This window comes from Sphingobacterium alkalisoli (assembly GCF_005049105.1).
Lineage (GTDB): Bacteria > Bacteroidota > Bacteroidia > Sphingobacteriales > Sphingobacteriaceae > Sphingobacterium > Sphingobacterium alkalisoli.
The window spans coordinates 884,690-897,345 of the sequence record NZ_SUKA01000002.1; the positions used below are offsets into that span (position 1 = coordinate 884,690).

Genomic DNA, 12,656 nt, shown 5'->3' on the forward strand with positions numbered 1-12,656 from the left:
GATGGAAAATAATCAATTAAACAAAGAAACTGCAACACCAATAAAGGAACGATATAGTTTGGATCCTGAAATTGGACAAGCAATGGCTAATTTTATGGCACAGCATCCTTCTGGTCAATTTCCGGAAAGAGGCGATTGGCAAGTGCTACGAGAAAATCTGAATCAATTCTATAGCAATCTCGGTAAGCAGTTCCCTGTTAATCCAGAGGTTGTTACCAAAGATTTTTTTATCAAAGCCAGTATAGGAACAGAAATTAAATTACGTTGGTATATTCCACCAACAAAAGTTGAATCTGGTTCAGCCATACTTTACGTTCATGGAGGTGGAAGGGTTTCAGGTTCATTAGAACTATATGACCAAATTGTTTCTCGCTTTGCCTACCTCTCAGGTGTTCCTTTTCTTTCTGTAGATTATCATCTCTCCCCAGAGTTGAATGCTGAACAGCAAGTAGAAGAAGTATTCAGTGCCTTAAATTGGTTAAAAGAACAAGCTGATGATTTGGAAATTGATAAAAGCCGAATTGCCGTTATGGGAGACAGTGCTGGTGGTGGTATTGCGGCGTCTGTCGCAATTCTTGCACGTGACCGTGAGGTTCAACTGTCGCATCAAATTCTGATTTATCCTATGTTGGATGATCGTAATCTTGTTTCCGATGAGCAATTATTGCCTTTTGCTGTTTGGACGTATGACAACAATTACACGGGATGGAATGCGGCACTCGGTAAAGAATATGATAAAAATAATGTTACTGCCGTAGCTGCACCTAGTCGTCTTCTTCAGTTTGAAGATTTGGCACCAGCTTTTATTTCAGTTGGAGACTTGGATATCTTTCGCAGCGAAAATATAGAATATGCAACAAGACTTGCAAAAGCAGGTGTTCCAACTGAGTTTCATTTACATCCAAGAGCACCACATGGCTTTGAATTCATCGCACCGGATGCCAAAATATCTAAGAAAGCGATGGCTGATTACATCCGTGTAATCCAATCTATTTAGCATTTAAAAAATAAATTTAAAAAAATATAAGTATGACAACAGCAGCAAAAAGAGTAGCACTAATCACAGGAGCAGCAACAGGAATGGGACGTGCATTTGCCATCCGTTTAGCTAAAGATGGAATCGCAATAGCCGTAAATTATGTGGGAGATTCAAATCAAGCCGATGCGGTAGTAAATGAAATTAAAGAAGCCGGAGGAACAGCAAAAGGATTTCCGGCAGATGTAAGTGTAGTACCTGATATCATCAAGCTATTTAACGATGTAATAGACGAATTTGGCGGTATTGATATTGTGGTGGCCAATGCTGGTATAGGAATGATGGGAATCCCAATCATTGATGTAGTAGAATCCGATTTCGACCGCATTAATTCCGTAAATTATAAAGGAACGTTTTTCATTTTACAGCAAGCCGCCAAACATGTTAGAAATGGAGGACGAATCATTCAAATATCATCAACAAGTTCATTATACCCTGCTGCGGGACTTGGTATTTATGCTCCAAGTAAAGCCGCAGGTAAAGTAATTACAGAAATATTGGCACAAGAATTAGGTTCTCGTCAAATCTCAGTGAACAGTGTTTTCCCTGGTCCTACAAGAACACCCTTAATGCAAAAAGAAGTTTCAAATGAAGAATTGGAACGAATAGGTCAAGCTATGTTTTTAGGAAGAATGGGGGAACCTGAGGATGTTGCTGGTGTGGTGGCATTCCTAGCAAGTCCTGAAGGTGCTTGGGTAAACGGTCAACAAATAATTGTAAATGGTGGGGGGCGAATATAACCAAGAATAGTAAAAGGAAAATAAAATTGATAGCAACTTTTTGCCCAAATCTTTCAGTGATACTCCTATATGGAAAAGTTCCATATCGTCAATAATCAAAAAGCGGTCGTGGCCATCGACATAAATGGTTTGCAGTAAGCACCATTACAAAATCGTTGCCGACAACGATATCCCGATATGTAAACTACTATTATAAGCACTGCCTCGATTCCTCATCATGAAGCCATCGTAAAGAACAGCCTAACACCAGGTAAAAACGGTGCCACCATATCACTAGCTAACGGTATTATTATAAAATTGAGCGGTCTGCACATTAGATTAGTGATCGGAAGTGACCAGATTTCCTATGTTGATGGAAGTATAGTTAATGATCAAGCTAAAAGCGCTATTCAAAATGAAACACTTACTGCGAGTACAACCAAAGGATAGACCTATATGTTCACTTTGCCCGATGGTACTAAAGTTTGGCTAAATGCGGATTCAAAGATCTCTTTTGCGCTACAATTCATCAAGAAGACTCGTGAAATAATTTTAGATGGTGAAGCCTATTTTGAAGTTTCGAAAGATAAAGATCATCCTTTTATCGTAAAGAGTAACGGTCAGCAGATTGAAGTATTGGGCACCCAATTTAACGTGAATAGTTATCGGGATGAACCTACGACTGCTAAAACGTTGGTTGAAGGGAACCGTGTTGACTTCAGAACGGCGATGCGAAAAATCGCTCGCTGGTATAATGTGGAAGTAGTTTACGATACCTCTGTGCCAGAGGAAATGGAATCGGGAGGTTGGATGTCTAGAAACAACAAATTATCAGGAGTGCTACAAGCCATAGAAGATGCAGGTCATGCCCAATTTAAAATAGAGGGGAAAAAATCATCGTCCTAAAATAAGAAATTTATTAAACAATTGATAACAAGATTGTCACTTATCAGTATAAGTTTATAGCATGTTACAATAATTAATAACAAAGAAAAACACTGAATACAGCCGGAGAAAGATAATGTTCACTTTTAAAAAGATTAGCCGAAATGTCTCTCTTATAAATTGAGTCCTTTCCAAAAAGGAAGCAAGGAGAAACCTACTTGTAGAAAAGGTACCGGTGTATGTTTGTTCTCTAAGAAGTAATCATTTGGTTTAGAATTTCCCTGCCGAATTTTGGAATTCACCATATAGTTTGCTCCGGCACTTAAACTGATTACGGCCTTTTTTGTAAGTCTGTATTCCGCCATCAGACCTGACTTTATTTCAAGTGAGGACAATGTAAGTTTCTGAGTAGGAAGAGGGGGGATAGCGGTATCAAAATCGAAAAAGGAGTTGCTGCCCTCCAATTCATTAAAAAATGTAAGGGATGTTTTCGGGGTCATTTCTTTACGTAAGGCAAGTCTATATGGCAAGTCTATCATTAAGTCCATGCTCCATTCTTTAAACTTGTGAAAATAATTAACGACGAGGAACACAGGTACAGGAGAGGCTGGATCTATTAATACCACTGCACCTGCAGTCAAACGAGTGTTTTGTCGCTTGATAAGAGGAACAGTAGCCATTCCAGTAAAAGTAAACTGGCTTCTGTCCATAGAGGGGTTAAAGATACCTGAACCTGAAGCAACCAAAGTCACCGATTTTTCGAAAAGAGTCTGTGTTCTGATGTAGGTAAGTCCAGTTGATACCATAGGAATGTAAATATTATCGTCATATACCTGATTTTGTGATTCCGTACTTTTTAAATCGCTCAACTCGAAAAACTGATGGATTACGCCTAAACTTCCAACCAACGTATTACTTTCACGTTGCAAAACAGGCATATTGAAATTAATTTTGGCTCTGGAGCTACGGAAATTTCCTTCGAACATACCATTTCCATGTGACTTGGAAGTTATCTTTCCAAAACTGTTTTCTTCATAGGTAATCGAAAATTGTCGGATGCGGGGATATATAAGCGCTGCTTGCTCTACATTAGCAGCTCTTATGGAATCTGCTGTGCTTTGTTGGTCTGTTAGAGAAATATCTTGTGCATTTGAGCTGATAGATACCATAACCAAAAGAATAATCAAACCTAATTTTTGCATATTTTTTATCTTTATAAATTTTACTTAGATATATTCCACTCTTAAATCCTTAACATAAATAATGAATTGATGAAGCAAATTTATAATCCTGAAAAAGTAATCTGTTATGGTTTGTTCGTGAGGCGTTCAAAAACATAATTGAAACCGCCTCCATAAAAATAAAGCAGCATTTAAGAGATCATTCACTTTCCTGCAACCACTTAAGAAATTGAGGCGATTTTTCCCTGCTGATGGTAATAATCTCATCATGAGGAACAGAAACAGCAAGCGACATCTTGCGTGAGAGTAAACTGGATGCGTGGGTAACTGCTTTTCTATTCACAAGATACTGACGGTTTACACGGAAGAATTGTTCTCCCATCAATTGCTCCAGCTCGTCCAGGCCTTTATTTGGATAATAGGTCCTTTCATCGAATGTACATAGGTATACCAAGTTGTTTTTCAGGTATACCATAGCGACATCTATCATCCGTATCGGAAGCACTATATCCTTATGATGTACCAATAAGGAAGAGATCTTGGGCTTAGAAAAGAGCGGAAACATATTTGTTAATGCTTCATACTGTTTGGCTATTATTTCTTGCTGCCCGGTTCCGACAAGATTTCTATACTTTACTATTGCTTCCCTGACCGAATCTTCAGTAAATGGTTTTAATATGTAAGCAATGCCGTTAGCATTAAAGGCATTTAGAGCATATTCGTCATAAGCTGTACAAAAGATGACCGGCACCTGTAACACATTAATGATCTCAAAACTTAAGCCGTCACCAAGACGGATATCACTAAAGATAAGATCTGGTTTTTTGTTTTCGCTGAAATATGCTAATCCTTCTCTTACAGAATGTATAATAGAAGTAACTTCAATCGAAGGATCTATCTGTTTCAATGTCTGCTGCAAATCAGCAGCAGTTATTCTCTCATCTTCTATGATTATTATTTTCATATTTTCAATATTTTTAGATAAACCTTAAAAAAGCTTTCATCTGAGGTAATCCTTATTTCATCTTCGCCGAGCAACTGGTACCTTTCCCTGAGGTTGAACAGTCCGTTTCCTGCTGATTCTTCCTTATGCGTATTTTCCTGCAGGTTGTTACATATAACAACAAAACCATTCTCTTCATAAATGTTTATTTTTATAGGTTTTTCTTCGGTCAGTTCATTATGTTTTAGGGCATTTTCTATCAAAGGCTGTAGGGAGAAATAGGGAAGATACCCTTTACTTGATATTGTATCATTTAGCTGTATATCGTATTCAATGGCACTACCAAAGCGAATCTTTTGCATCTTTAGGTAATTCAGACAAAAAGAGATCTCATCTTTAACCAATGCTTTGTGTTCTTTGGGGTCTGAGACAGATACTCGCAGAAAATTGGCAAGGTGTACAAGATACTGTTCCCCAAGTTTGCTGTCCTGTTTGTACAGTGATTTTACAGTAGTTAAAGCATTGAAAAGAAAATGGGGCTGTATCTGCTGCCTTAATAGCAAATTGGTCGTATCACTAACATTGGCTTTCAACTGTAACTTTTCAATTTCATTTTTTGCATTTCGATATTGAAAAATAAAAAGGTACTGAATAAGTAATATTATCGTATTAAAAAACGAGATCGCTAATATTGCCAGTAAATATGCTGCTTCTAAAGCCCCACCTTTTCCTTCCCACTCACTTCCTAAAATAACTGAATAAAGACTTATAACAAGAAACCAGGCCAATATTGCCCCAATATAACTATAGACGTAAAAGCTGAACTTTGGCGATTTCTTTTTCTTAGCTCTAATTTTTGAATTCCAACTAGATAATAGCCACATGTTACCGAAGCTTACCAAATTTGTAAAAACGAAGGCTTGAATAAATCGATAGATTACATTATCAAATTTAAGCACCAATAAAAATATAGTGAGTAATGCTGAAAACAAGAAACTGACCACTATGTTCAATCGTATTATACCGTTTATGGGAAGCTGATTTGACATAGCACAAAGATATTCAATTGATTGGCATGGCCATATAGTTTTAAAGGTCAAATGGTCTATTCTATATTTGAAGACGCCAGAATGTGCAACAAAGTGTCCGCTATACTTTCTGGTATTAGACGGTTACTTTTCAGACTTAAGGACATTTATTGAGTGAGGGGTATGTCATCTTCACAGTTCCCACCGGTCTTCCAATCACATTAGCGCATTAATGGTAATGGAATTAAGTCTGTCCTGGTGTTTTAAAATTGCTTCATTTAAAGTCATTTTTACATCGGCAAATTGTGACAATAAAAAAGACTACCCGTCAGCATTCAGGCTTAGTGCAAAATCTTATATAATAAATAATCTCTGTCCTGAGAAGTTCTTTGTTTTTTTCAAAAATGGATTTGTGGGTAAAGTATTTACCAAACTTTAAGTCAATTAGGGCATTCCAATCCTCCACTGAGAATTCTTCAGTAAACTCCAAGTCTTCATATATTTTACCTTCCATCAATGTATTTGACGACTCCAAAAGAAGTAAGCATGTATAATTGGTATTAAAAAGAACCATTATTGGCGAAGCAGGAGGCGTTAGAGCAAAAGCAGCAGGAATTAGAAGAGGCGCATGCGTCTAATTTAGTCCAAGCTCAAAAGGAAGCGCTTTCTGAAGGTCTTGGCCGAAGGTGAGCGTAAAAAGGCTATAGAATCTGCACGAAAAATGAAGAATGAAGGGCTTCCACTAGAGCAGATAATCCGTTTTACAGGACTCTCTGCAGAAGAACTCGATAGCTTGGTCTAAAACTTCCAATTTAAATAGATATAGCAAGCGTTCTGATTCAGGACGCTAACATGCCAAAAACCATCATCGCCAACAATACATATTTCATCCAATCAAATCCTTTTCTTATCAAGACTCCAATCAGAAATAGGAAACCGAAAGTAAAAACGAGGGAAAATGTTGCTGAGCTTAGTTGCGGAAGCTCAGGTGCAATGAATATGTTTATGAAACCCAACGCTATAGACAAAGCCTTCATGTACATCTGGTTTTGCGCATTCAAGAAAGCGTTGTAAATTATAATCCATCTTAGTAGATAGCTCATGCTCCTGGGGGTAGGGCGCCCGCTGCGTCATGCTTACATCCTCTCGGATCTGCCGGTGTACATCAAAGGCATGCTTCTTATCGTGTGCATAGCGCGGGGCGGGGATAAAGGGCAGCTTGGCCATCTTATGGATGGTAAGGGTAGGGAAGTGGTAGCCCAACTCCACAGTGCCCAGTAGCAGGTAGACCTGCGCGGTAAACAGGGTATTGCACGCTGATCTTAACTTATACTTAGCATTACACGCTTTAAATCCGCAGATGTTATAGCCGTTTTCAAACGCTTATAAACGACTATAAGCGTTTATAGTACGGCTAATATTTTTAGTTTTTTAGATGTTTGCTTAATCAATTTATTTATGTTAACGTAAACACTATTTAATTATGAAAGAATTAGAAAATCCCGTATTCATTGATCCTACTACTGATGAGGGGTTCAAACGGTTATTTGGCGATAAGATTAATCTTATCAATTTTCTCAACATCATCTTCCGGGGCCGCAAGGTCATTGTCGACCTTACCTACCGTGATACCGAGCGGGTCGGGGCAGCAGAGGATATCGGTACGGTTATCTTCGATCTGATGGTCGAGACCAGTACGGGGCAGGAGATCATTATCGAAATGCAGACCAGCCGGCATTCGAATCTCAAGAAGCGGATGCTATATTATGCGAGCAAGGTTATTTCGGACAAAGCTCCCCATGGTAACCGTAGAGGCTGGGCATACTCCCTTCCCGAAGTGTACACCATTGTACTGATGGATGGCTTCCATATGCCCGATAGCAGCAGTAGGGATCATTTACATGATATCTGCCTGTGCGATAGAGACTCGGGGGAAATATTTTACGAAGGATTAGGATTTATTTACATGGAACTCATTAACTTTGTAAAAGGCGAAGCAGAGTTGGAGAGCGAGCTGGACAAGGTATTCTTTATGCTCAAGAATATGTCCACGTTAAAAAAGTTGCCCCGGATACTGAATTCGGGCGTTTTCCAGCGATTTTTCCAGCTGGCGAGCTACGCAAAATTGACAAAGGAGGAGCGATATATGTATGATATCAGTTTAAAGCGCAAATGGGACGCGGAAGCCGTTCGACAGGCTCAGGAAGAAGAGCGAAAAGCACACGAAGAAGAGCGAAGAGCACACGAAGAAGATCGCCGGGCGTTATTGGAGAAGCAGCAAGCATTAGAGGAGGCGCTTGTTGAAGCCGAGTCAAAAGCCTATGCTGAAAAATTAGAATCAGCACTTGAAATGAAAAAAGATGGTCTCCCTATCGAGCAGATTGCGAAGTTTACAAAGCTTTCCATTGAAGACATCGAGAAGTTAAAAGAATAGGTTAGACATTTATAAGTTAGTGCAGCCATCTGGATTTTTTCAGATGGCTTTTTTTTATTCGGTTGAGTGCGTGGTTGTGGGGAGTGTCAATCAGCAATCTCAGTGTTCACAAAAAATTGTATCGGAAAGTAAATACGAAAACATACAATGTCCACCATAATTTTGGAGGAGATTTCAAAGATATCTATAGCCTGACCTGTGCTATCGGTTTCTAGTACATACGTATCATCCTGGTTTTTTGATTCTAAGATAGTCATATACCGGATATTATGCTTACTACCTTTAGTGGTTGGACGCAGTAGTTCGGTCGTTCCTATTAATTTGTCGTCAAGAAATATATTATATTTTTTAATTGTCATTGGTAACGTGTTTGATAAGAGTGCTGGGTAACTATGTGCCACAATTCCGTTTTCTTTATAAGAGCTAATTTCGTTCAGTTCGTCAAATATCTATTATGTTCGAATGGCGAAATGGGCTATAGTAAAAATAGGAATTTTAAAACATATTGTTATGTTGGTTTTTTGGAGCCTTAAGATTTTACTGACATCGTATAGCATTCATAATTTGATGTTAATCAGCGACACGGAGTGGTTTAATTACTTCAGGATGATTATCACTTAGTAATATTTTACTCAAAGAATCCAAATTGAAGATATCTACTGGCCCTGTTCCCGGTGGAGTAACATAGAATATTCCGTAAATTTCCGAATCTCTATTGACAAACGGATTTTCACCATCTTTCAATCTCACTAAACTATTATCTTCAAGTTTATACGTACCATAGGGCAATCCATTTACCGATTTGTTCTGTTCTGCAATATCTTCTCTTTCAAGCAAAACTGTTTGCCACTTTGTACTATCGTAATCCATGCTATAACTGCCGTTCGCATGGATATGGTACCAGCCAGTAATGCCGTCATTATGTTTGGGAAATACAAAAAGGGAATCAGAATAAACTACATCATTAGTATGAGTAGATACTTGACGGAGATAATAATGTGTATCTGCACCGCTGCGCACCTCTATCATCGCATACATGATATAGTCTGCTAAAAAATTCAAGTCTTCAAAGAGATATTTCAAAATCACTGAACTGTCTGCATTCGACCAAGATGTTATTTTGCCACGTTCAAGTTGCTTAATTTCACTAAATGATACTTTTCTGAAATTTCGAGTATCTGCGGAACAACTGCGGCACACCCACCATGTGATGCAAAGGAAGAACAAAAGAATAATCCAAGTTTTTAGTTTCGGCATATACATGCTATTAAACATTAATCGTTGTTAATATACGAAATCCAAAATAGTTCTTCTTCTGTCAAAAAGGTTGTTCTACATTTTTCTTGTATATTAGGCAGAAGGCTTCGTCGGCTTGTCCGTAAAGCTTTCCATAGCCGTCTAACTTATTGATATAATCATCCAGCCGTCTATTTGTTAATGTTGTGGTTGATTGTAAGTCTGCAATTGTAAATGGAAATTGACTGTTATTCGGATTTGGTGTATTTAGGAATAATGCATCATTACAACTGGCAAAGTCGAGTAAAATTGAATATAGCTGAAAGTCTGTTTTCAGCCTTTTTGTCTTGTCAACAAGTATATCAAAGTGTCTAAACAACTTGTCGAGATGTGGTTTTCGTCTTTTAAAACAGTTATTACCATAACCATTCCAGTCAAAATGTAAGTGCCAATTCTCAAACCAAGTTTCAGGATTATCATCTCTTTCTTTTTCCTGTCTGATTTTTACGTTGGTCAGATTTATGTTTTTACTGGTATTCGTTGTTGTCGCTTTGCATATTACTTTCGGCAGGCCGAGAACCTTGTCTGATCACAACTCCGTTCCAAACATAGTAAAAATAGTAAAAAAGTGGAAACCATCTGATCTATTGTTCTTTTAAATTAGTGATCTGTTTTGAGTCTGTGTTGTTTTTTTTGCTAAAAATGTTAGTTTTTATCATTTTTAATTGTTATTTTTAACCTATTAAACCGATAAACTAAAAGTATGAGCCGATCATCAAGACGTATAGACGACCCGATATGGAAATCCATCATAGAGCAAACATTTGGACATTTTCTAAATTTCTTTTTTTCCGATGCGAGGGAAATCTTTGACTTTGGCCGGGAGTTTGAATACCTGGACAAGGAGTTTGAGAGTCTATTTCCACCCGAACCCAATAACAAGGGGGTGCGTTATGTGGATAAGCTCGTAAAAGTTTATCTCCGGGATGGGAGCGAGCAGTTTGTGCTCTGCCATGTAGAGGTACAGTCGAGCAAGGGAAAAGGCGACCTCGCCCAGCGGATGTTTGAATAGTTTTTCTGGAATTGTTTGTTTTCAAAGGCCATCAAGAGCCTTCATGATGGCATCATGAAGGGTTTTACCGAATATCCGATAAATACAAAGTACCTGTTACCGCCATCGCGATCCTGGCCGATGGAAATAGAAATTACCGTCCGGCTATTTACGTTCAGGAGTTTATGGGTACAAGCCTTACCTATAGATTCAATAGTTACAAGATATTGGATCAGGACGAAGCCGTACTTCGGGCAAATGACAATCCCTTTGCGGTAGTTGTACTCACGGCGCTGCTCGCTATACTGCACCGTAATGTTACCGATGAACAGCTGAAAGAGATCAAGCATGATCTCTATGCAGAGATGATCAAGCGTGAGATGGATAAGGACACGCGGCAGGGGATATACGACTTCTTGGCACGTTATGTGAGTTTTAAAAATCAAACAATGTTTACTATCTTTGAGAAAGAGGTAGAAGTAAAAACCGGAAGGAATACTACAATGGGAACACGAGAATACTTATTGGAAAAGGCTAAAAATCAAGAGCGTGCAAAAGCTGAGAAGCTGTTAGAGCAAGAACGAGCCAAGGCTGAAGCCGAGAAACGTACGATAGCTTTAGAATTCAAAAAAATGGGGGTGTCTATAGCTGATATAGCTAAAGGAACAGGCCTATCCATTGAGGAAATTGATAGCTTGGTGTAGAGCTTTCCAATTTAGATAGATATAGCAAGCGTTCTGATTTTCAGGACGCTTTTTTTTTACCAAAATAGATATGTATAGGTCTAGCCTTATATATTAATTCGCACGGGACAAAGTCCACGCGCCAGCGATTAGCATTATACCGGCGACAACAGCGGAGATTGTCGTCCGACCCTAATGTGTCGCTCGAACTGAAGTGGGTTCAATTGGGACTGCTTGACAGGATTGATAATGAAGTGAGCAGTCTGCCCGCACGAAGGGTCTTGTCCGACTAGCTGTATATTTTTAGAAATTTCAGGCGTTTACTTACTTGTGTAATCCACTCTCTGGCCATTAATTCATGCCCGGGCACTGTAGGATGGATACCGTCCCATATCCAGTACGCATCTGGTGCTTTTTTTCTTGCCTCTTCAAACACCCGCTGAAAATCGATAACTACAGCATCAAATTCTACGGCGAGATTTCGCACCCTGTCACTTAGTTTGGCGACCATGGGCTGATAAGAATTCCAATGTTCCTTGATCTTTCCAACTGGCGCTAAAAATGGTAAGCCTAGTACAATTAGGGTATTGGGATCGTGTTTACGCACTTGCTCTAACAAATTACGGTAGCAATCCTCAAATGCCTGAACGTAAATTTCTTTTGCTTCTGCAGGAGGGTTCTCTACGAACTTGGCTGCATCATTTATACCAATTAAAATACTTAGTACGTCAGGATGCAGGTCAAGGCAATCTGTTTGCCAGCGGCTTTGCAATTGAGTAATCGTGTTGCCGCTGATTCCTCTGTTGTAAAATAGCAAATCACTTGACGGAAAATCTGCGCCCCAGCGACTTGAAATCGAAAATGCATATCCGTGACCCATGATATGATTAGGATCGGCATTTCTTCCGCGCTTCCCGTCGGTGATCGAGTCTCCTTGAAATAAAATGGTCATGCCCTTTGCCTGTTTCTCTAAACAGGTCGCATCTTTAACGTCCGATGATTTAGCTATTTGAAGTGGTAGGCCGCCAGCGACTGCAGCTATAGCCGCCGAACGCAGAAAGGAACGTCTGGATGAGTTTTTTGTCATTGCAATGTTTATTATACATATTTCGAGCAAGCAAGTTACATTAGCGATATTAAAATCGCAAGCGGTGATCAGATTTACATTAGGTAGTCTTTCACATCTGTTGAAATGTTTACTTTTTTAACACCTCCTGCCGATGTTTTATTTCCCACTCTTTTAGTGCATCAATGATAGGTATCAACGTATTTGCATAAGGTGTCCATCTGTAAGTGATTTTTACCGGATAATCATTGGTCACAATCCGCTGAATGAGCTTATGTTGCTCCAAATCCTTCAATTCCTTGGCCATGGCCTTTGGCGTAATTCCGGGTATACTATACTTATGACACACAGTTGTCACAACACCATTTTATTTTTGTTGGATTATATAAAAATG

Annotated in this window: 14 protein-coding genes; 6 read left to right on the top strand and 8 right to left on the bottom strand. The window is 38.9% G+C overall.

Going from position 1 to position 12,656, the window contains the following annotated elements:
• Position 1: 1 nt before the first annotated feature.
• The 3 genes from FAZ19_RS09455 (at position 2) to FAZ19_RS09470 (ending at position 2,661) form a co-directional block, all read left to right on the top strand.
• Positions 2-997: an alpha/beta hydrolase gene (locus FAZ19_RS09455; RefSeq protein WP_211245469.1), complete on the top strand. Its 996-nt coding sequence runs from the start codon at positions 2-4 to the stop codon at positions 995-997.
• Positions 998-1,029: 32 nt separating this feature from the next.
• Entirely contained in the window at positions 1,030-1,776 is a 747-nt protein-coding gene (locus FAZ19_RS09460; protein WP_136820451.1) for an SDR family oxidoreductase, read from the top strand.
• Positions 1,777-2,211: 435 nt separating this feature from the next.
• Positions 2,212-2,661 carry a FecR family protein gene (locus tag FAZ19_RS09470; protein ID WP_136820452.1) on the top strand — a complete coding sequence of 150 codons (450 nt, stop codon included), beginning with the start codon at positions 2,212-2,214 and terminating at the stop codon, positions 2,659-2,661.
• 152 nt (positions 2,662-2,813) lie between these two features.
• Here the strand turns inward: FAZ19_RS09470 and FAZ19_RS09475 are convergent, their stop codons facing one another.
• The 4 genes from FAZ19_RS09475 to FAZ19_RS09495 all read right to left on the bottom strand — a co-directional run bounded on the left by FAZ19_RS09475 (position 2,814) and on the right by FAZ19_RS09495 (position 7,055).
• Positions 2,814-3,842: a DUF6268 family outer membrane beta-barrel protein gene (locus tag FAZ19_RS09475; protein ID WP_136820453.1), complete on the bottom strand. Its 1,029-nt coding sequence runs from the start codon at positions 3,840-3,842 to the stop codon at positions 2,814-2,816.
• 178 nt (positions 3,843-4,020) lie between these two features.
• Positions 4,021-4,785: a LytR/AlgR family response regulator transcription factor gene (locus FAZ19_RS09480; RefSeq protein WP_136820454.1), complete on the bottom strand. Its 765-nt coding sequence runs from the start codon at positions 4,783-4,785 to the stop codon at positions 4,021-4,023.
• Positions 4,782-5,813, bottom strand: coding sequence for a sensor histidine kinase (locus tag FAZ19_RS09485; protein ID WP_136820455.1), 1,032 nt, complete (start codon positions 5,811-5,813; stop codon positions 4,782-4,784). The genes FAZ19_RS09480 and FAZ19_RS09485 overlap by 4 nt, the downstream gene beginning before the upstream one ends.
• 963 nt (positions 5,814-6,776) lie before the next feature.
• Complete coding sequence (locus tag FAZ19_RS09495; RefSeq protein WP_136820457.1) at positions 6,777-7,055, bottom strand: hypothetical protein; 279 nt, start codon at positions 7,053-7,055, stop codon at positions 6,777-6,779.
• Positions 7,056-7,275: 220 nt separating this feature from the next.
• On the opposite strand from FAZ19_RS09495, the gene FAZ19_RS09500 reads away from it, so the two are divergent.
• Positions 7,276-8,226: a PD-(D/E)XK nuclease family transposase gene (locus tag FAZ19_RS09500; protein ID WP_136820458.1), complete on the top strand. Its 951-nt coding sequence runs from the start codon at positions 7,276-7,278 to the stop codon at positions 8,224-8,226.
• A gap of 86 nt (positions 8,227-8,312) precedes the next feature.
• Here FAZ19_RS09500 and FAZ19_RS23860 read toward each other — a convergent pair whose 3' ends face one another.
• Together FAZ19_RS23860 and FAZ19_RS09505 are read right to left on the bottom strand one after the other, a co-directional pair.
• Positions 8,313-8,585, bottom strand: coding sequence for a hypothetical protein (locus FAZ19_RS23860; protein WP_169305574.1), 273 nt, complete (start codon positions 8,583-8,585; stop codon positions 8,313-8,315).
• Between the two features lie 211 nt (positions 8,586-8,796).
• Complete coding sequence (locus FAZ19_RS09505; protein ID WP_136820459.1) at positions 8,797-9,483, bottom strand: hypothetical protein; 687 nt, start codon at positions 9,481-9,483, stop codon at positions 8,797-8,799.
• A gap of 742 nt (positions 9,484-10,225) precedes the next feature.
• On the opposite strand from FAZ19_RS09505, the gene FAZ19_RS09515 reads away from it, so the two are divergent.
• Both FAZ19_RS09515 and FAZ19_RS09520 read left to right on the top strand, forming a co-directional pair.
• The gene (locus FAZ19_RS09515; RefSeq protein ID WP_136820461.1) at positions 10,226-10,534 is read left to right on the top strand and encodes an RpnC/YadD family protein; all 309 of its coding nucleotides are present in this window, start codon (positions 10,226-10,228) and stop codon (positions 10,532-10,534) included.
• A 164-nt stretch (positions 10,535-10,698) separates the two neighbouring features.
• Entirely contained in the window at positions 10,699-11,217 is a 519-nt protein-coding gene (locus FAZ19_RS09520) for an RpnC/YadD family protein (protein WP_136820462.1), read from the top strand.
• Positions 11,218-11,485: 268 nt separating this feature from the next.
• Here the strand turns inward: FAZ19_RS09520 and FAZ19_RS09525 are convergent, their stop codons facing one another.
• Complete coding sequence (locus FAZ19_RS09525; RefSeq protein WP_136820463.1) at positions 11,486-12,283, bottom strand: SGNH/GDSL hydrolase family protein; 798 nt, start codon at positions 12,281-12,283, stop codon at positions 11,486-11,488.
• 109 nt (positions 12,284-12,392) lie between these two features.
• Positions 12,393-12,620 carry a winged helix-turn-helix transcriptional regulator gene (locus FAZ19_RS09530; protein WP_211245470.1) on the bottom strand — a complete coding sequence of 76 codons (228 nt, stop codon included), beginning with the start codon at positions 12,618-12,620 and terminating at the stop codon, positions 12,393-12,395.
• Between the last annotated feature and the right edge of the window lie 36 nt (positions 12,621-12,656).

Coding starts and splice junctions, on each gene's coding strand:
- FAZ19_RS09525 (WP_136820463.1), bottom strand. CDS start 12,283: ATGACAAAAAACTCATCCAGACGTTCCTTTCTGCGTTCGGCGGCTATA.
- FAZ19_RS09500 (WP_136820458.1), top strand. CDS start 7,276: ATGAAAGAATTAGAAAATCCCGTATTCATTGATCCTACTACTGATGAG.
- FAZ19_RS09455 (WP_211245469.1), top strand. CDS start 2: ATGGAAAATAATCAATTAAACAAAGAAACTGCAACACCAATAAAGGAA.
- FAZ19_RS09505 (WP_136820459.1), bottom strand. CDS start 9,483: ATGCCGAAACTAAAAACTTGGATTATTCTTTTGTTCTTCCTTTGCATC.
- FAZ19_RS09515 (WP_136820461.1), top strand. CDS start 10,226: ATGAGCCGATCATCAAGACGTATAGACGACCCGATATGGAAATCCATC.
- FAZ19_RS09520 (WP_136820462.1), top strand. CDS start 10,699: ATGGGTACAAGCCTTACCTATAGATTCAATAGTTACAAGATATTGGAT.
- FAZ19_RS09475 (WP_136820453.1), bottom strand. CDS start 3,842: ATGCAAAAATTAGGTTTGATTATTCTTTTGGTTATGGTATCTATCAGC.
- FAZ19_RS09485 (WP_136820455.1), bottom strand. CDS start 5,813: ATGTCAAATCAGCTTCCCATAAACGGTATAATACGATTGAACATAGTG.
- FAZ19_RS23860 (WP_169305574.1), bottom strand. CDS start 8,585: ATGACAATTAAAAAATATAATATATTTCTTGACGACAAATTAATAGGA.
- FAZ19_RS09480 (WP_136820454.1), bottom strand. CDS start 4,785: ATGAAAATAATAATCATAGAAGATGAGAGAATAACTGCTGCTGATTTG.
- FAZ19_RS09460 (WP_136820451.1), top strand. CDS start 1,030: ATGACAACAGCAGCAAAAAGAGTAGCACTAATCACAGGAGCAGCAACA.
- FAZ19_RS09470 (WP_136820452.1), top strand. CDS start 2,212: ATGTTCACTTTGCCCGATGGTACTAAAGTTTGGCTAAATGCGGATTCA.